The following is an 18,399-nucleotide window of genomic DNA, read 5'->3' on the forward strand; positions in this document are numbered from 1 at the left end:
GATCGGCTTCTCCGTCCGAGGAGAAATCACTCGCCGCATAGATGCGGAAGTTGCGATTGCCCGGTTGACTATCGGTCAGCGCAGAGCATCTCACCCGCCAAATAAGCAGCCTCAGTCCTATTTTTTGCGTTAAGTTTTTTCATGATGTTACGGACGTGAACCTTCACGGTGCTTTCACACATGTTCAGTTCGTAGGCGATAATCTTGTTCGCCTTACCCTTGCGAAGCGCGTCGATGACAGCGATCTGGCGTCGCGTGAAAAGCGTGGTCTTGGGCGGCGCCTCGCGAGGCGCGGACGCCGCGGACGATTTCCGGGCCGCGAGTAGGCCGTTCACTGGGAAATACTTGCCGCCGGCCATAACGAGCCGCAGAGCGTGCGCCGCTATTTCAAGCGAAATATCCGCGGGAATGAAGCCGTTAGCCTCGCCGTTGAGCGCAGTAAGGATGAGATCGACATTATTCGCGTCGGCCATAACGATGACTGGAACGTTAACGCCAGCATTCTTCAGCTGTTCGAGTTGGCTCGAAATGTCGGAGCTGCTGTCATCCATCGCGCATACGATGATGACTGCGGGCCTGACATCGGAGAGCTTGTCGAAATATTCCGCGACACTGCCGACACCGACGCCTTTTATTTCGGTTGCATTGGAAAGGCTTGAAACAATGCAGTTGCGCACGAAAGAGCGCGGCTCAATTACAATTAGCGCCGAAATGCCGGGCTGCTTCAATTGCGCGGTTTCAGACCGCGCATTCTCCAAAGGCGCTTTGTTGGTATTTGAAGGTGTTTTGCCCATCGCCAAAGGAACGACGGGCCCGGTCTCACGGAAGGACGTACGCACGATACAAAAACTCCAAACCTACCGCCACGATGAGGTGTATGACGTAGTATGGCCCACTCTCTTTTATACCAATTTTAGTTACAATTGGACCGAAAACGCAGCACCTCGTTAATAAATTCGGATTGCATTATTGGTGCCATAGTCGCAGATCTAAGCCATTTATATGCCGGCTTTTTGGTGCCATAGTGAATGCATGCTATCCAAGCTGCTGAAATTACATAAGTAAATAAGTTTTATTTTACGGCACTCTTGTTTCTTCTACCAAGGTCTTACACGCGCTCGTTTACCATATAAATAGCGCACACTGCCGTCTCCGATGGCTGATTATCAGACCACGCACGCAAAAGTTCTACAACTTACGCTTTATGATTTGTTTCATTATAGGTCATCAGATGTGGGTATGAATGTAATTTGAATAAAAACTGCTCAGAATCCGGATCACTGCCCCATTTCTGGAATAAATGATTTCCCCCCCTTCCCCTTTTTGGACGCTACCTCTAGTTGCCAAACATGGCGCTGCGCCATCGAGAGCCGCTAGCTAGGCCGCCTGCCCTGTATTCAAAACCGCTGGGATGGTACGGATCAGGATTACGAGATCCTTTGCAAACGACCAATCCCGCACATATCGAAGATCGTAATTTACGCGCTCATCGTAGGTTGCCAGGCTGCGACCACTGATTTGCCACAAGCCGGTAATGCCGGGGCGAGCCTTGAAATATTCGACGGCACTGTCGCCGTAGAAATGCAGTTCCTCTGCAACGATCGGCCGAGGGCCGACCCAACTCATTTCCCCGCGAAGAACGTTGATCAGCTGGGGCAGCTCATCGAGGCTTGTTTTACGGAGCACATATCCGAGTGCCGTAATCCGTGGATCATCGGCCAACTTGCGCGTCCGCCGCCATTCGTCGGCTGCTGCAGGATTTGTCTCGAGGTGGCGACGGAGAACCGCGTCGCCGTTTAGCACCATCGTGCGGAACTTGAGACATGAAAAATACTTGCCGCCAAAACCGACCCTTCGATGGCGGTAAATCACATCGCCGCCAGTCGTCAGCTTGATGGCGCCGGCGAGGACGAGCAGTAATGGGGCAAGCAGGATCAAAGCCGCGAATGCGACGACCGCGTCGAACACACGCTTGAAACGGCCGCCGATAGGTGGCGGTGTCTGTTCAGGACTGGCGTTGATGCTGTAGAGCGCCCACAGGCGACGCCGCGCGCGGGTCACAGACGCTTCGCCTTCGACCTCCACGCGTCCGCGCTCGTCGGCGCGAGCTAAAGTTGCAGGCAGCAGCCTAGCCTCTGAGCCGCCGCCATCCGAACGCGAAATTACCGAAAAATCGCGCGGCGAAACGACAGACATCTGGAACATATACCCCGCAAAACGCACTTATAATTTAATGAACTAGGTCTCTTCCGCTCACTCCAATTGTCAAATATTGCCCTGTGAAAGCCAACCGAACCAAAAGATGTAAGTGGTGAGATGCGCGCCTGTCCGCCGTTACGGCAAATGGCTAGGGGTGGCTAAACCGTCGCTCAGCCTTTTTGAAAGGCCCGCACACCATCGAGCTGCCGCGTTGTCAGCCTCTGGCGAAGTCTGATCAAGGGTTGTTCCAGTAATAGCCAGGATGCCGACGCGAAGAGAATGGTGAGCAAGAAATCGAGCACCACGATCCACCGATGCAGCAGCGGAATTGGCAGGCCAAAAAATTCAAGAAACGCGTTGGAATGGATCACTGGGTGGAAGAGGTAGGCGCCGTAGCTGATCACGCCCACCCAGCGGATTGGCGCCAGATCCAAGGCTCTGACCGCGAGACCATCCTGACATTGCGTAATCTGAACGAGAAGGCAGGCTGCCAAGAAGCCGACTGCCGGACGGCTAAGTTCAGCAAATTCGGGATTGGATAGTAGAATTGGCGGCGACAGGACGAGTGCGAACACGATCACGATCGCCCAATCGTTCAACAGCCATCGCGGCAAAGGCCGGTCGGCAAAAAGTCCGGCCAGGCCGCCAAAGCCAAACAGTCCGATATTTACGAGCGAATTAACGTCGAAGGTAATGGGCGGACGGCGATCAGCGATGAACAAGACAGTTGCCGCAATGCTGACGATTAGCAGGGCAACGCATAATCTGGATACGACGGCGCGCGGCAGGAACAGTACGAGCGGTGCGAAGACGAGATAGTATTGTTGCTCGACGGCCAGGCTCCAAAAGTGGCCGAGATCGTCCCGCCAACCGTGACGCTCGATATAAATATTCGAATAGAAAAGCAGATTAGCCCATTGCCGCCCGGCGTCTCCAAGATCGTAATGACCGCTCGCGGCCAGGATGGCCAGCACCGCCAGCAATGCGTAGTAGGGCGGAAAAATCCGAAAAGCCCGAGTCAGATAGAAGCCCAGCAGTGCCTCTTTACGGGACGTTCGTCCCATTTCGATCTTCGATCTTTGACCCGCCAAAATGCGGGTGATCAGAAAGCCGCTCAGAACAAAAAAAATCCAAACCGCCAGCGATCCGATGCGATCTGTCACCGGCATAATAACTTTGTGGCTGACAAAAACGAGCAAGAATGCGATCGCGCGCAGGCCGTCAAAGCCCCTGATCCTTTGGGACAACACGCTCTCCGATTGGGTTAGTGGACATCGGACCCGAAGCCCAAATTAATACACCAAGTTCATGGCGTGACTGCATTGCAATTCCCGTACTATAGGGACAGTCTTTCTTCATCGACGGCCACATCGCGTTAATGATCGTCGGCCAGCTTACGATGGGCATAGTCTTTGCACCGGGCTGGTCAATGAAGAGAAGTCGCTAGCTGGGCTAACGGGGTCCGAAAGAATGCGGCAGCAGGTTAAATCACTGGCTAAAGCGGCGGGCCTTGAACGCAGGCACGTGGCGGCGGCGCGGATGTGGGGGGAACGGAATTTCCTCGCCACGTTCGGCCAGAAACGCTTCAAGCCTCATGGCCGCATTCTTTGCTATCACTCCATCGACGAACCGGAAATGGGCGTCAATGACGTCAGCGAGCGGCAATTCCGGGCGCAGATCGAGCTGGCGCTCAAGAAGGGTTACACGTTCGTCGAGCCGTCGCGAATTGCGCGAGGCCTCGGAAGCGAACGCGATCTTGCGATTACGTTCGATGACGGTCGCCGGAGCGTGGCGACACACGCTGCCCGCATTCTTGCAGAATACGAAATTCCGTGGACGCTGTTCGTGGTTACGGATTGGACAGACCACACCAATGCCTATCACCAGGAGCGGATCGTATCCTGGAAAGATCTCGAACACTTGATGACCCTCGGCGTCGAGATCGGCAGCCATTCTCGTACCCATCCCGACTTTGGCAAGATCAGCGAGCGCTTTCTGACTGACGAGCTGTCTGGCTCGCGAAAGATTATCGAAGACCGGTTGGGGGTTGCGCCAACGACATTTGCCATTCCACTCGGCCAATCATTGAACTGGAGCGCCGCTGCGGCCACCGCCGCGCGCGAAGCCGGATATGAGATCATTTATGCGCAGGCGGAGGAGACGCGGCCCGCTTATACTGTACCGCGCACGTTCGTCACCCATTTCGACGACTCGCGCATTTTCAGTGCCTCGCTTGCCGGCGTGTTCGACCGCTGGGAGGAATGGATATGACGGCGACGACGCCCAGACGAGTGTCGGTTATCATCGGGACTCGGGACCGTCCCGTATTGTTGCGGGAAGCTCTCGCCAGCATTCGCGCGCTCGAGGGGCCGGACCTGACATTCGAGATTCTCGTCGGAGATAATGGAACGACACCCGAGACGCCGACCGTCGTTGCCGAATTCAGCGGGATCTACGCGAAAACGGACAAGAATGGTTGCGCGGCGGCACGCAACCTCGCAATGCGGCGCGCGACAGGCGAATTCATCGCGTTCCTCGATGACGATGATCTGTGGACTCCGCAGCATATCCGACCACATATCGCGTTTCTCGACGCGCATCCCGACCACGAAGCCGTTTTCAGCCAAATCGTGAGTACGAATACTCTGCGGCAGCCAATAGGCGAGCCTTGGCCCGGCGCTCTGCCTTCCGACGGCGACGTGTTCGACATGATGCTGAGTGGATATTTTCCGCAGGTGGGAGGCAGCGTCTTCCGAGGCAACGCCGTCGCAAAATACGGTCTGATGGACGAAAGCCTCATCGGCGATTCCGATTGGGACTGGCAGCTGCGCATTGCTCGCAACGGCAGGATCGGCCTCGTAAAGATGCCGTGCGTACTGTTCCGCCAGCGGGATCCTGGCTCTTTCGATCAATTGCAACGCACACGGCAGAAATACACGAAGCGCATTTTTCGCCGGCACGCTTTCCTATCGCGGCAGCCGCCGCTCGAGCGGCTTACCGCGCGCAAAGTCTACCGCGCGTATCTCGGGTCGGTCTGGCAGTATTTCGATTATTTCTGCGGCCAAGCAGTCAAGCGATCAACCGCAGGCGAATTCAAAGGCGCGAGACATGCGTTGTTCGGCGCATTTGTGACGTTGCCACATGTGACGGCTGTCCGGCTCATTCGACCAACGGCTTTGCGAGCCGCACTGCTCGCATCTGTGCTTCGCAACCGCAATCTCGCAACCAAAGAGGGTAACGTCGGATAGACGTGTGCGCCTCAAATTCTAACTCGATTGCTATCCGATCGGAAATTCGAAGTTTCCGCGCAACTTACCTGAGATCGTCTCGTAAGCGTTCCGAGGAAACTCGACCCAGAACCGACGATCCTTGCGTGCAAGCTCGCGAATGATCCATCCGCTGATACGGCGATGGACAAGACCGTTGCGGATCAGAAGATAGATTATGCCTTGACGCAGCTTGACGATCTTAGCGTCGATCACGCTTTTGGATGCACTCGTCGTGCAGAACCGCTCCCGAACTTTCTTATGAAGTAAGAGCGCGTAGAAAAGTCTGCGGATGCACTCCGGACGGTTCCAATCGAGCGCCCCGCGGTAAAGGTCCATTCCTCTGCCCCGAGCAGCCATCGGCGCTGCGGAAAACGCGACGGCTTTCGCCTTGGACGACAGTGTTAGCCAGAAGAGATAGTCCTCTCCGGCAAAGGCGAGATCTTCATCGAAACGCATTGCGCCGTGGATGCGGTTGTCGAACATCACGGTCGATGTGTGTGCGAGACAGTCCTGAAGCATAAACGGCATAATGCCGGCTCCGGAGATGTGATAAATGCCCTCATCCCCGAGCCTTGATGCGGCCTTAAGCGCGTCGATGCCTTCGAGCCCATCGAACCAGGTGCGCTTGTCCTCGTAGAAGTTGTTCGCGAAATAAAACTCCGCGCCCTGCGCGAGTGCAGCGAGTCCCTTTGCAAGATGGTGGGGGTCCCAGAAATCGTCGGAATCCAAAAACGCTACGACGTCTGCATGCCTGACTGTGTCCAAGCCGGTATTTCGTGCTTTCGCCGGGCCGCCGTTCTCACGCTTGACGACTTCAACGGAGATTTCCGAATGCCAAAAAGCTGCGAATTCTGGTTCGGGGGGCACTGGCGATTGATCGTCTGCGATCACGACGCGGACGGTCACGCCCAGCGGGATCTCCTGCGCATAAATGGACTGAATTGCGGTGCGAAGGATTCCTGGTTCGCGCTGATAATACGGGATGATAATGGCGACCTCGCTCACTGGCTTGGCCTCCAGACCGACAATGCCACCGCGCGCGTATCCTTCAACTTGAAAACCAAGCTTTCGCGGAAGAGCCCCTTTACGGCATCCTTCCATCCGAGAAACGCTCGCGCTCTCGCTACATCAATCCAAAGCTTCAGGCGCTCAGACAACGGAAACAGCCCGAGATGATGGCGCAAGATCGCAGCCTGGGGCGGCGCGAAGCCGTAGATATCCTCGAGGCGCGTGTCAGGCTCGCCGAAGTTCAGCTTCTCGGTGAAGTCGCCGCTGAGAATGGCTTCGAGATCGACAGGAGGTAATTCAAGTGCGCGCGCAACCGCAGCTTCGAGGTATTTATTCCAGCCGGGTGAGACATTGGCATCCAGCACGGATTTCTCGGTCGCTTCACCGATGCGCGCGCGCAGTTTCGGATCCGACATCAATCGTTCGAGGCCTGCGATATAATCTTGGTCGTTTGTCGATTCAACCAGTGGCCCCGCGAGGCCGGGATGATCCATGCCGCAAATTCGCGCCTCGGGGGGCAGCACGAAACGAGAAACACAAGGCAGCCCATACCCCGCAGCTTCCATCATTGATGTCGCTGAGCAGAACGGGAAGGAATCCAGATAGATGTCCGCGGCTTCAAAATAGGGTTTCGGATCACGCGGTGTCAGTGATTGAATACGACCGCCAACGGCTGCGCTCGCATCCGCCCAATCCGGCCGCTCGCCGCCGCCGACGACCATCAACAATGCATTCGGGAACCTTTTGAGCAACTCCGAGTGCGTATCCGCGTACGAAACACCACCGATCGTTCGGTATTTCTGTGCCCGCGCAACGGAGATGAGAAGCAGCGCCGAGGGATCGAGGCCCAACGCCGCCTTCGCCGCCTCCCTGTCCTTCGTCCGCGCAGTGGGACTGACGAGGATCGGAAGCAATACGCTACGCTTCTTTTCAACGTAACGGCGCTTTTCGCAGATATCGAGAGCTGCTTTCCGCATGCTGCCGACGACTTGGCTGATCGTCGATCCGATCCAGAACATGTGATCTGAGTGATTGAGAAAAAGGACAGGCGGAAAGCGCTTCGGCTCGGCGAAGGCGATCGGGGCAACGACGTCCGAATTCGGTATATGCAGGACGATGAGATCGTGCTCGCTTGCGAGCTGCCTCAGCTTTGTTACCTTGGCGGCCAGCCCGCCGGCACGGCTGAGCAGATGAATACTGCCGCCTGCGCGCGAAACGGCCGCCGTGATCAAGGCGCTTGGTTGATCGTACTGCTGGGTCAGGGCGACCGAGTGTTCACGGCCTGGATCGCTTTCAATCCAGCGCCGCAACATCGTCGCGAGCCCTCCTACAGCGGTGATTTCGCCACTGACATGGAGAACGCGCTTCACCTGGTCCGGTCGCCCTGCTCTGTCCGTAGTAGGCAGAGAAGACGGAATTTGACGACCTATTTTATTCAGAATGCGCTCAATTCGCGGGCTCGCAAAGAAGCCGCAATGCATATGGGCCGCAACCCAGGCTCCCATCAATGCGTAGCCGCCAGCTGTTTCGAGATTTCCCCGCTCAAGGCTTTTCTGCGCCTTCGCGACATACGAATCGAAGATAGCGTAATTGCTCTTCATGCGCGCGATCTGGCGGTCCGCATTCTGCGCATGCCGATCCGCGCCGGGCGACGACGGCGATGCGCCATGTTCATCGGCAGTAAGAGCCACGTTTTCTATGCGCATCGCTGCGGCCCAATCTTACCCACGACTTTTGCACCCGAGTGCTGCCATTCCCCACGCTCATGCATGACGCCAAATGCATTCGACGCGAAGATGGGGTGGCGGACGTGAAATGTTTCTCCGATGCGCGCGACAACCAAGCGGCCAAATTTTTTCTCACGAACCGCAATCGTCAGCGTGTAAAGATCGGAGACGAGCTTGATCGGCGGCGTCGTCAGCTCTATTTCACCGGGGCCTGAGAGTACGCTCAAGCCGACATCGTCAGCGACACTGCTGAACGTGCTGCAGTGGACCTCGTCCGAGCGGTTGATGCCGATGCGTATGTCTGGATCTTTGATTGGATCCTTGGCGTCGTAATGTACTCGGATCGTCATGCGCTCGCCGAAATCGAACATCTGCTTGCGCTCGCCGCCTTCACCAATGAGCTCGATATCGGTGATGTCGATGGCGGGCGCATCCGGATCCGGGTGGAACCAAGGCGCAACGGCGAGACGGCAATCGGCCTCATAAAGTTTCAATCCATCGTCGGTTGGCCCGTCGAACACGACCTCGCCGTGCCGCAGATAGATAACGCGCTGGCACATCGACTTGATCGAGAACATGTTGTGCGACACGAACAGGATGGTCGCGCCCTTCCTTTCAAGCTCGTGCGCAAAGTCGATGCATTTGCGCTGGAACGTAAAATCACCGACGGCCAGAACCTCGTCGAGAAGAAGAATGTCCGGATCAAGGTGGGCAGCGACCGAAAACGCGAGACGGACGTACATGCCGCTCGAATAACGCTTAACCGGCGTGTCGATGAAATCAGCGATCTCGGAAAAGGCGACGATGGCGTCGAACTTGCGGGCGATTTCTTCGCGCGACATGCCGAGGATCGAGCCGTAAAGAAAAACATTCTCGCGGCCCGTCAGCTCCTGATGGAAGCCGGTGCCGACTTCGAGAAGTGCGCCGAGGCGCCCTTCGACGCGACCCGTACCCTCCGTCGGCGTGGTGATGCGCGATAGGATCTTTAAAAGTGTGCTCTTACCGGCACCGTTCAGCCCGATGATGCCAACGTTTTCACCGCGCGCAATATCGAACGTCGCGTTGCGCAAGGCCCAGAAATCCGGCGATGGGCTCGCGTCGTCCGTTTTGCTCCACGAGCCGAACAGGGACTTGGCGCCGTCCACGAGGACTTCCCGGAACGAGTTGCTTTTGTTGCGCTGCCCCCGCCTGTAGCGTTTGCCGAGGCCGCGCGCGCGAATGGCAATATCATTCGTCGTCATATGACGTCCGCGAAGATGCGCTCCTGGCGTTTGAAGAAGACCAAGCCGCTGACAAGTAGGGCGGCAATTATCACCACGCTGATGGCCAAGGTATCGAGGTTCAACTGGCCTTGACCGAAGACGGCCCAGCGAAAACCGTCGATGACGCCGACCATCGGATTGAGCGAATAAGCCCAACGCCATTCTGGCGGTACGAGGCTCGGCGGATAGACGATGGGCGACGCATACATCCAGATCTGCAGCATGAACGGCAGCGTGTGCTTGATGTCGCGAAAGCGCACGTTAAGCGGGCCAAGCCAGAGTCCCATTGACAGCGCCAGAGTGCCCGCCACCAGCAGAAGCGGCGGAATGGCAAGAATATGCCAGGACGGATATAGCCCGTGCCAGAACATCAGCAGAAGCAGAATGACAAAGCCAATCGAGAATTCGATCAAGGGCGCAATGACGCTTCCGAGCGGAATAATGAGACGCGGAAAGTAGATTTTGCGCACGAGCTCGGCATCGGTGACGAGCGCAGTTGCGCTGCGGCGAACGGACTCCGAAAAATACGTCCAGATCAAAACGCCTGCGAATGCGAAGACTGAATACGGCAGGCCATCGGAAGAAATTCTGGCGAAATGGCCGAAGATGATGGTGAAAATTATGACGGCGAAGACCGGCTGAATGATCGCCCATGCAACGCCGAGTATGGCTTGGCGATAAAGCACCTGGACGTCGCGCATCATCAAGACAAACAGAAGTTCGCGCGCGCGCCAGACACCACCGAGTTCCAGATCGAACAGCCCGCGGCTAGGCCGCAAGTCATAGCCCGGCGACCGTCCGCCTTTCGGCGCGCCGGATGGAACAATGGTATCAGTCGATAGAACGCTCATACGTTTACGGTGCAGGATTGCTTCAATGTTGTGATGACTTGATCTTGCTCTGCATGCGTCATCTGCGGGTACAATGGCAGAATGATGCATTGATCTTGGGCAGCTTCCGAGCGCGGCAGAGCCATGTTCACGTCACCGGAGTAAGAGGCTTCGCGATGAATGCACATGATGCCGCGACGAGTTGCAATTCCCGCGTCGAGCATCGATTGCATTACCGCCTTCTGATCGAGACCATCAGGCAGGCGGACACAATAGCTCTGCCAGTTGCTGCGCGCATATGCCGGTTCAACCGGTGCCTTGATCCCGGAATTGTCGCTAAATAGTGCCGTGTAGCGGTCTGCGAGCGCACGGCGAGCGGCGACAACTTCAGGCACGCGCTTCAACTGCTCGCGGCCGATTGCGGCTTGAATGTCGGTCATGCGATAGTTGTATCCGACGGTCGGATAGCTTTCGAAAATGACCTGAGCTGAGCCGTGCCGCACCGTATCGGGTACGCTCATGCCGTGCTGGCGCAGCAGGCGAAATTTCGCATCCCATTCCGGATTGGCGGTGGTGATCATGCCGCCGTCCCCGGTGTTCATGATCTTGCGCGGATGAAACGAAAAACAGGCGATGTCGCCGTGCGGTCTGCCGATCCGCTCCCAATTGCCCTTCCAATTGATCTCGCTGCCGATGCCGCAGGCTGCATCCTCGATGACGGGTAAACCGTGAGCAGAGGCAACGGCGATGATTGCTTCGAGATTGCACGGCATTCCGATCTGATGCACGCAGATAATCGCACGCGTCTTCGGCGTGATCGCGGTTTCGATCAGTTCTGGATCGATGTTGAAGCCGGTTTCTTCGATATCCACGAAGACCGGCGTCGCGCCGCAATAGCGGACGGCATTGGCCGTCGCGATAAATGTGTGACTGACGGTGATGACTTCATCGTCCTCGCCTACGCCAAGAGCGAGCAGCGCAAGATGAAGCGCCGTCGTGCAGCTCGACACAGCGCAAGCATGCGGCGCGCCGACGAACACCGCAAACTCTTTTTCGAAGGCTGCAACTTCTGGACCTTGCGTCGTCCATCCGCTCAGGATGACGCGGCGGACGGCGTCCGCCTCGCGCTCATCCATGATCGGGCGCATGATCGGGATCATGCAGCGCTCTTACGTTTCATCTGCCACCAGTCCACGAGGCGGCGCAGGCCTTCGTCGAGATCGACCTCGGCCGTGAAGCCGAGATCTCTTTTGGCGGCTGTCGTGTCGGCAAGGCGGCGAGATACCGGGTTCACCTTGCGCTCGGGACCATATTCCGGCTGCATGTTCGAACCCATGACCCGGAGCAGCGCGTAGGCAAGATCGTTCAGCGACGTCTCGGTGCCGCTGGCGACGTTGTAGACATTATCGGACTTATCAGACTGCAGCGCCAGGATATTGCTGCGGGCAACGTCGTCGATATAGACGAAGTCCATCGTCTGCTTACCGTCACCAAAGATCAACGGTGGTTGACCGGCCTCGATGCGTTCCATCCAGCGGATCAGAACCTCGGTATATTTGCCGTAGATGTCCATGCGCGGACCGTAGACGTTGAAGTAGCGCAGCGCGACGTACGGCAGTCCATACATATCGTTGAACGACCGAAGCAAGCCTTCGAGCATGATCTTGCTCGCGCCGTACCAGGTGCGGTTGTTGTACGGATGATGGTCTTCCTTAGTCGGAAAGACATCGGCCAGGCCATAAATCGAAGCCGACGAGGCCGTGACGAATTTCTTCACTCCCTTTGCGACGGCCGCTTCGAGAACATTGTAGGAGCCGTCGCACATCGTCTCCAGCGCGGCGCGCGGCTGCTCGGCGCAGGCCGTAATACGAAGGGTTGCCATGTGGATAACGGAGTCCATGCCATCCGTCACTCGCTGGACGGTGGCAATATCGCGAATATCACCTTTGACGAGTTCGACACGGGGGTCACGTAACGCACCGTCGACATTACCGATGGTGCCGCGTTCCAGGTTGTCGAGAATAATGATCTTCTCGGGTTTGTGATGCTGCAGAAGAAGATCAATTGTCGTCGAGCCGACGAGACCGCAACCGCCCGTTACGAGTATTCTTGAACCTTCGATCAACATGGCCTTGTCCTATCCATCCCCAAAGTTATTACGGCGCTATTATCCTGGAAATGCAAGAAGGGCATCGACAACGGCTTTCTGCGCTTCAGGCTTCAGCTCCGGATACATCGGAAGCGAAAGGACCTCGGCAGCGGCCGCTTCGGCGTACGGGAATTGACCTGCCTCGTATCCGAGATCCCGGAACGCGGGCAACAAATGAACGGGCGTCGGGTAATGAATGCCCGTCTGCACGCCTTTGGACTCCATCCAGCTTTGCAGCGCCGCACGCGACTTCGTCCTGATCGCGTAAACGTGATAAACGTGACGCGCATCGTTGCGCTCATGCGGCGGCGCATAGGGGCTGCCCTGAAGCAGATCTCGATAACGTTCAGCGGCCGCGCGACGGTTCTCCGTCCAACCTTCGAGATAGCGTAACTTCACACGAAGAACGGCGCCCTGGACACCTTCCATGCGATAGTTGAAGCCCTTCAGCTCATGTTGATATTTTTTCTCCGCGCCCCAGTCGCGCAACATGCGGACCGTGCGTGCGTAATTCTCGTTTTCCGTGACGACCATGCCGGCTTCACCGTACGCGCCGAGGTTCTTGCCCGGGTAGAAGCTGAAGCACGCAAGATCGCCGAGGCTGCCGACACGGCGGCCTTTATACTCCGCACCATGCGCCTGAGCGGCGTCTTCGATAACGACGAGGCCATGTTTCTTCGCGATCGCATTGATCGGATCCATATCGGCGGGCTGGCCGTAAAGATGGACCGGCATGATGGCTTTCGTTCGCGGCGTAATTGCAGCCTCGATCGCGTCCGGTGCCATGGTGTATGTCAGAGGATCGATATCAACGAACACGGTCTTTGCGCCGGTATAATGGATCGCGGAGACCGTGGCGACGAACGTGAACGGCACGGTGATGACTTCGTCGCCTGGACCAACGCCTGCCGCCAGGAGCGCCAGATGAAGCGCACTCGTACCACTGTTCACGCCGCAGCCGATGCTGTTGCCTGAGTAGGTCGCGAACTCGTTTTCTAGCGTTGCGACTTCTTTGCCGAGCGTAAACTGGCAGCTTTCGAGAACGCCTTCGATCGCACTCATGATCTCCGGCTTGATAGAATGAAATTGGGTCTTGAGGTCTACGAACGGGATCATCAAAGCCTACCGATGAATGTAAATGGTTTCGCCACGGCCGCGCATGGAACTGGTTGCCGCCTCGATGAGCGAAACGACACGCTCTCCGGATTGGCCGTCTGAAATAGGTTTTTGCTGCTTTTCGATACAGTCGAGGAAATGTTCGCCCTCGACGCTCAAAGCTTCCTTACTGTCCAGTTTGGGTGCCCACATGTCGCCCATGCGGTAGCCGACGCGCATTTCCTGGATCTGCCTCGGATCGTCCGTGAAGCTGACGCCCTTGTCGTAAATTTTTACTTTCTCGCTCGGCTCGAGATCGTTGTACGTGATCATTTTGCTGCTTCCGCCGATCAGAATCTGACGCACCTTCACGGGGGCAAGCCAGCTGACATTGGCGTGGGCGATCATGCCGGAGTTATAGAATAGCGTGACGTACGCGAGATTTTCTGGCGAGCCGGGAAAGTGGTTCGAACCCGCCGCCGTCACCGCAATGGGCTTTTCGTCGAGCAGATAGTCGAGAATTGCGAAGTCGTGCGCGGCCAAATCGGAAATGACGTTCACGTCGCGCTGGAAGAGGCCGAGGTTGACCCGGATCGAGTCATAATAGAACAACTGTCCCATATCGGCCGAGCGCACGATCTCGCCGACCTTCCGGATCGAGCCGGTGTAGACGAACGTGTGATCGACCAGCAAAACGAGATTGCGCTTTGCAGCGACCTCCACAAGTTGCGCGGCCTGCATCGACGTTTCCGTCATCGGCTTCGCGAGCCAGACATGCTTTCCGGCCTTCAAAGCCGCCATTGCAATGGGAAAGTGGGTTGAGACCGGAGTAGCGATAATAATCGCGTCAATCTTCGGGTCGCGAAGCAGCTCATGATAATCGGTTGTGGTGTGAACACCTGGGAACCGCGCTGCGACTAGGGCAAGTCGCTTGCTGTCAAGGTCTGAAACGCCAACGAGCTTAGCTCGCGAAAGCTCCGCAAAATTTCGAACTAGGTTTGGCCCCCAATAGCCATACCCGATTACGCCGATACCAATCATCGTACTCACGCCACCCGCTAACAAGATACCCCCGCTCCTGCCGAAGCAGAAAGCGTAAAACTCTCAATCACATTTCCGAACGATGGTCGCGGCAGGCCCTGCCACGATCGTATGGTCCGGCACGTCCTTCGCGACCACGGCCCCGGCGCCAACGAGCGCGCCGTATCCGATCGTTACGCCGGGAAGGATCGTTGCGTTGCTGCCAATACTTGCCCCTTTCTTGACGAGTGTCTTAATGACCGTCCAATCCGCCTCACTTTGCGGACTCCCATCGGGATTTGCCGCTCGGGGATAGAGGTCATTGGTAAACATCACGCCATGGCCTATGAACACTTCATCTTCAATCTCGACACCCTCACAAATGAAACTGTGGGACGAAATTTTGCACCGCTCCCCAACAACGGCATTTTTCTGAATCTCGACAAACGATCCAATTCTCGTGCCATCGCCGATTGTGCATCCGTAAAGATTGACCTGATCGGGGTGATAAATTTTAACGTCCGCCCCCAGCCGCACAGATCCGTCGATCGGCATTTCCTGTTCCCAATTTGGCAATACTTTATTAACTGGCCTTTCGACGACTCTGGCCGTCGTGGCCGAATATCTATCCGCTGAAGATTTAAAAAAGACCTCGAAATCTAAACTTAACGTAGCAGAAAACTTGCCTCCCGGATCACCTTAAGGGCTTTGCTGAAAAATTTAAGATATCTTTATTCCGTACAGCGAATAAATGGTCAAAGTCTGCGGCACCGTCTGACATCAGGTATTGCGCAAATTTTCATAAGATACACACCATCCGTCATGTCATATTGGCTCGAACATATGGATTGGGTCGGGAGTCGCTCTGGTGCGTTTCGATAATTTGCGCAGCGTTCAAAATACGAACATTCATCAGGATGACGACGGCATTCGACCTAGCGAGCTTCTCTCGATCGCTGACGTCATCTCATTTTTCAAGCATTTCTGGCCTTTCATCGCAAGCGCTTCAATCGCGTGCGCAATATTAGGTCTGCTTTATGTCTTGACGGCCACGCCAACATACACGGCAACGGCTCAGCTTTTGATCGAGACCAATCAGGCTTCCGGGCCAACCATTATGACGCCGGAGGCGGTGGTTTCTCTTGATACGCCGCAGATCGAAAGTGAGATTGCCGTTCTCAATTCGGAACAGATTGTCGGGCGCGTCGCGAAAACACTGCTCAAAGGTGACGCGAAAGCAGACGCAGCCGACAAAACGTCTCCGCCCCCTACGGCCAGCACTAACGAGCGGGGCTGGCTGTCACGGCTTTTGTTTGGCGCCCTCCCCCCACCAACGCCGGCTCAAGAAGCGGAAAAGCTGCGCCAGATCGAGCTCACCATCCAATCCAATCTGGGCGTCAAGCGTGTCGGACTTTCCTATGTTCTGGAGCTTTCCTACAGGGATCCGGATCCGAAAAAGGCCGCAGAGATCGTCAATACCCTCGGAGATGCTTACGTCCAGGACAAGATCGACGGGCGCGCAAGCGCGGCTCGGCGTAACAGTCTTTGGCTTGAGGCGCGCATTGAAGAAATCCGCAGGCTGATGAATGAAGCCGCTATCGACGTACAGGAATTCAAGGCTCGCCGCGACTACCGCTTGGCTGACCGTCCCACATCCAGCGACAGCAATCTCGGACTAGATTTTCTTCCCAAACCAACGTCTCCGGCGAGCCCGGCAACGGGAGACGGCGCTTCCAAAGCGGCGCCGAAGGATAACCAGCCAGTGACGACGCCGCAGGAAGCTCCGACGCTCGAAGAGCTCGACTCCCGCGCGCTTACCTATCAGAAGATCTACGAGAGCTACCTTCGCGCCTACACAGACACCGTTCAGCGCCAGTCCTACCCTTCGACGTCCGCTCGTCTCATCACTCGAGCCCAGCCGCCAAAACGTAAAAGCAGCCCAAAAGGCACGCTGACTCTTCTCGGCTCTCTCATCTTTGGCGGCATTCTAGGCGCCGGAGCGGCGCTGGCCATGTCTGTCCTGAACGAGCGCGTGCGGTCCTCCAACCAGCTTATGAGGCATATCGGAGCGCCCCTTCTTGGTGAAATCGACGATACGCGATGGCGTTCGCGCCTACCCATCGTTGGAAAGCACCTCGGCCGGCGGCAGCGACGAAAGCGAAACGCACTCATCGTCGTAAGCCATCCGCAATCGCCAGACGCCCGACAACTCGTCAAGACCGCGGCAGCCATCAACGATGCGGCCAATGCGAGGGGTGCGGTAGCTATAGGCATCTTCGGAATCTCCAAGGCAATCGACGACGCCGCCGTTTGCAGCAACGTTGCGCTTCTCAATGCGCGCGCTGGCAAGAGGACTTTGCTGATCGAGACGGAGCCTGGCCGTACAAATCTTGCGGCCTCGCTGGTCGGCGATCTCCAGTTTGATCTGAAGGACGTGATCGAAGGCCGAGCAGAACCGGAAGCGGCTATCGTGCAGTACGACATCGAGCCCGCCCTCTCCTTGCTTCTGGTCGACAAGACAGAGGCGGCCGGGTTCTGGACCCTCCAGCGTGTCGCGAAACTGAGCGAACTCATCAAAAGCCTGAGCGGGTCATACGAAAATATTTTCGTGCATCTCCCCTCAGGATCGGACACCGAAGTCGTCACCAAGGCCGTCGAAGGCGTCGTCATCGTTGCCGAAATATGGCAGACAAGCTTGGCGGAACTTGAGGACGTCGCATCGCGCATGCGAATCGTCGGACAGCCGCCTCTCGGCGTCGTGAGCGCGAAGTTTTCGTAGGACCGCCCATTGCCGACCACGTCCCAACGACACGGGCCGGCCCTCGTCGTGGCCGGCATGTGCGTCATTCGATTTGGGTGCCTTAACTGAGGGCGGTCTAAGGCGAGGCGCTCAGCTTTCGCTTTATTGCGCTGAGCTTTGCCTCGGCGACTTCGCGAGCCATATAGGGGACGCTTGCGAGTGACTTAGAGATAGCGCCAAGCGCTCCCACAAGCCCATGCTCGCGCTTGGCATCCAACAAAATCCGGAAGTCCCTATTGTTCCGAGTCGAAACTAACAATCTTTCGAGCGAGGGCGCGTACCCATTGTGACCCAACGCAGCGTCGAGTTCCGTCAGTGCGCGATAGAGTTCGGCGATGTCCTGGGTGCGATGGGAGCCGCTCAACGACGTGGGGTGTTCGACTGCGAAATAACCGCAGCCCGCAACCAGCTTAAATCGCGCGTTACTGCGGAGCGCACTGGCATACAGGATCAAATCTTCGCCCAGGCGCAGCCGTTCATCATACCGCAGGGCATGCGTCTGCAGAAACTCTCTCCGCATGACGGGTTTCAGAAACCCCAGTTCGCGGCGAACACGATCCTTGCGTGAAATGTTACCAGCAATAAAGGCATCGAGGCTGAGCTGAAGCGGCAGTTTTGTCGCCTTCGGCAACAGCCTATCGAGGATGTTTCCACCGCGGTAATCAGCCGTGAAGAACAGATCGTCGGCGAGGAAATCCCAGTCGTCCCCGCCCGCTAAAAACAGCCGCTCAAGACGATCCGGCGCCATGTAATCGTCAGCATCCAGGATACAAATGAACGGCGACGTCGAGGACTCGATTGCTATATTGCGGGCTCTGGACGGCCCGACATTCTGCTCGAGGCGCAAAATCTTCAGCCGTCCCGATCCATCATCGGCGGATGCGGCAACAGCTGCGGTATCATCACGCGATCCGTCGTCGACGAAAATGACTTCTCCGGCCAAGGATTGGCGCAAAGCCGAACTGACGGCGTAAGCCGCGGTCGCCGAGGCGTTCTTGGCTGCAATCACTACCGCTGTCGATCCGACGACGCCCATCTGG

The 18,399-nt window shown here is 56.7% G+C and carries 16 protein-coding genes; 3 read left to right on the plus strand and 13 right to left on the minus strand.

Annotation, left to right across the window (positions count from 1 at the left end):
- Nucleotides 1-68: 68 nt before the first annotated feature.
- From HYP802_RS0116115 to HYP802_RS0116125, 3 genes are all read right to left on the minus strand, one after another.
- Nucleotides 69-839, minus strand: coding sequence for a response regulator transcription factor (locus tag HYP802_RS0116115; protein WP_013948422.1), 771 nt, complete (start codon nt 837-839; stop codon nt 69-71).
- 538 nt (nt 840-1,377) lie between these two features.
- Nucleotides 1,378-2,196, minus strand: a complete 819-nt coding sequence (locus HYP802_RS0116120) for a sugar transferase (protein ID WP_280949181.1) — start codon at nt 2,194-2,196, stop codon at nt 1,378-1,380.
- A gap of 173 nt (nt 2,197-2,369) precedes the next feature.
- Entirely contained in the window at nt 2,370-3,449 is a 1,080-nt protein-coding gene (locus HYP802_RS0116125; protein WP_024276130.1) for an acyltransferase, read from the minus strand.
- Nucleotides 3,450-3,669: 220 nt separating this feature from the next.
- On the opposite strand from HYP802_RS0116125, the gene HYP802_RS0116130 reads away from it, so the two are divergent.
- Both HYP802_RS0116130 and HYP802_RS0116135 read left to right on the plus strand, forming a co-directional pair.
- Complete coding sequence (locus HYP802_RS0116130; RefSeq protein ID WP_024276131.1) at nt 3,670-4,470, plus strand: polysaccharide deacetylase family protein; 801 nt, start codon at nt 3,670-3,672, stop codon at nt 4,468-4,470.
- Entirely contained in the window at nt 4,467-5,447 is a 981-nt protein-coding gene (locus HYP802_RS0116135; protein WP_155831250.1) for a glycosyltransferase family 2 protein, read from the plus strand. Before HYP802_RS0116130 ends, HYP802_RS0116135 begins: the two co-directional genes overlap by 4 nt.
- A 30-nt stretch (nt 5,448-5,477) precedes the next feature.
- Here HYP802_RS0116135 and HYP802_RS0116140 read toward each other — a convergent pair whose 3' ends face one another.
- The 9 genes from HYP802_RS0116140 to HYP802_RS0116180 all read right to left on the minus strand — a co-directional run bounded on the left by HYP802_RS0116140 (nt 5,478) and on the right by HYP802_RS0116180 (nt 15,114).
- A complete protein-coding gene (locus tag HYP802_RS0116140; protein ID WP_024276133.1) occupies nt 5,478-6,473 on the minus strand; it encodes a glycosyltransferase family A protein in 996 nt (331 codons plus the stop codon).
- A complete protein-coding gene (locus tag HYP802_RS0116145; protein WP_024276134.1) occupies nt 6,470-8,182 on the minus strand; it encodes a glycosyltransferase in 1,713 nt (570 codons plus the stop codon). The genes HYP802_RS0116140 and HYP802_RS0116145 overlap by 4 nt, the downstream gene beginning before the upstream one ends.
- Entirely contained in the window at nt 8,173-9,444 is a 1,272-nt protein-coding gene (locus HYP802_RS0116150) for an ABC transporter ATP-binding protein (protein ID WP_024276135.1), read from the minus strand. Before HYP802_RS0116150 ends, HYP802_RS0116145 begins: the two co-directional genes overlap by 10 nt.
- Nucleotides 9,441-10,316 carry an ABC transporter permease gene (locus HYP802_RS0116155; protein WP_013948432.1) on the minus strand — a complete coding sequence of 292 codons (876 nt, stop codon included), beginning with the start codon at nt 10,314-10,316 and terminating at the stop codon, nt 9,441-9,443. The genes HYP802_RS0116150 and HYP802_RS0116155 overlap by 4 nt, the downstream gene beginning before the upstream one ends.
- Nucleotides 10,313-11,455, minus strand: a complete 1,143-nt coding sequence (locus HYP802_RS0116160) for a DegT/DnrJ/EryC1/StrS family aminotransferase (protein ID WP_024276136.1) — start codon at nt 11,453-11,455, stop codon at nt 10,313-10,315. Before HYP802_RS0116160 ends, HYP802_RS0116155 begins: the two co-directional genes overlap by 4 nt.
- Nucleotides 11,452-12,417, minus strand: coding sequence for an NAD-dependent epimerase/dehydratase family protein (locus tag HYP802_RS0116165; protein WP_024276137.1), 966 nt, complete (start codon nt 12,415-12,417; stop codon nt 11,452-11,454). Before HYP802_RS0116165 ends, HYP802_RS0116160 begins: the two co-directional genes overlap by 4 nt.
- A 45-nt stretch (nt 12,418-12,462) precedes the next feature.
- Complete coding sequence (locus HYP802_RS0116170; protein ID WP_013948435.1) at nt 12,463-13,560, minus strand: DegT/DnrJ/EryC1/StrS family aminotransferase; 1,098 nt, start codon at nt 13,558-13,560, stop codon at nt 12,463-12,465.
- Between the two features lie 6 nt (nt 13,561-13,566).
- Complete coding sequence (locus HYP802_RS0116175; RefSeq protein WP_029671044.1) at nt 13,567-14,580, minus strand: Gfo/Idh/MocA family oxidoreductase; 1,014 nt, start codon at nt 14,578-14,580, stop codon at nt 13,567-13,569.
- A 63-nt stretch (nt 14,581-14,643) separates the two neighbouring features.
- Nucleotides 14,644-15,114, minus strand: a complete 471-nt coding sequence (locus HYP802_RS0116180) for an acyltransferase (RefSeq protein ID WP_013948437.1) — start codon at nt 15,112-15,114, stop codon at nt 14,644-14,646.
- A 313-nt stretch (nt 15,115-15,427) separates the two neighbouring features.
- Between HYP802_RS0116180 and HYP802_RS0116185 the strand changes: the two genes are divergently transcribed.
- Entirely contained in the window at nt 15,428-17,338 is a 1,911-nt protein-coding gene (locus tag HYP802_RS0116185; RefSeq protein WP_024276139.1) for a Wzz/FepE/Etk N-terminal domain-containing protein, read from the plus strand.
- Between the two features lie 97 nt (nt 17,339-17,435).
- On the opposite strand, the gene HYP802_RS0116190 is transcribed toward HYP802_RS0116185, so the two are convergent.
- Nucleotides 17,436-18,395 (minus strand): glycosyltransferase, encoded by a 960-nt coding sequence (locus HYP802_RS0116190; RefSeq protein WP_024276140.1) that lies wholly within the window; start codon nt 18,393-18,395, stop codon nt 17,436-17,438.
- Between the last annotated feature and the right edge of the window lie 4 nt (nt 18,396-18,399).

The sequence above is a fragment of the Hyphomicrobium sp. 802 genome, from assembly GCF_000526135.1.
Lineage (GTDB): Bacteria > Pseudomonadota > Alphaproteobacteria > Rhizobiales > Hyphomicrobiaceae > Hyphomicrobium_B.

Coding starts and splice junctions, on each gene's coding strand:
- HYP802_RS0116120 (WP_280949181.1), bottom strand. CDS start 2,196: ATGTCTGTCGTTTCGCCGCGCGATTTTTCGGTAATTTCGCGTTCGGAT.
- HYP802_RS0116130 (WP_024276131.1), top strand. CDS start 3,670: ATGCGGCAGCAGGTTAAATCACTGGCTAAAGCGGCGGGCCTTGAACGC.
- HYP802_RS0116135 (WP_155831250.1), top strand. CDS start 4,467: ATGACGGCGACGACGCCCAGACGAGTGTCGGTTATCATCGGGACTCGG.
- HYP802_RS0116145 (WP_024276134.1), bottom strand. CDS start 8,182: ATGCGCATAGAAAACGTGGCTCTTACTGCCGATGAACATGGCGCATCG.
- HYP802_RS0116150 (WP_024276135.1), bottom strand. CDS start 9,444: ATGACGACGAATGATATTGCCATTCGCGCGCGCGGCCTCGGCAAACGC.
- HYP802_RS0116155 (WP_013948432.1), bottom strand. CDS start 10,316: ATGAGCGTTCTATCGACTGATACCATTGTTCCATCCGGCGCGCCGAAA.
- HYP802_RS0116160 (WP_024276136.1), bottom strand. CDS start 11,455: ATGATCCCGATCATGCGCCCGATCATGGATGAGCGCGAGGCGGACGCC.
- HYP802_RS0116170 (WP_013948435.1), bottom strand. CDS start 13,560: ATGATCCCGTTCGTAGACCTCAAGACCCAATTTCATTCTATCAAGCCG.
- HYP802_RS0116175 (WP_029671044.1), bottom strand. CDS start 14,580: ATGATTGGTATCGGCGTAATCGGGTATGGCTATTGGGGGCCAAACCTA.
- HYP802_RS0116180 (WP_013948437.1), bottom strand. CDS start 15,114: ATGCCGATCGACGGATCTGTGCGGCTGGGGGCGGACGTTAAAATTTAT.
- HYP802_RS0116190 (WP_024276140.1), bottom strand. CDS start 18,395: ATGGGCGTCGTCGGATCGACAGCGGTAGTGATTGCAGCCAAGAACGCC.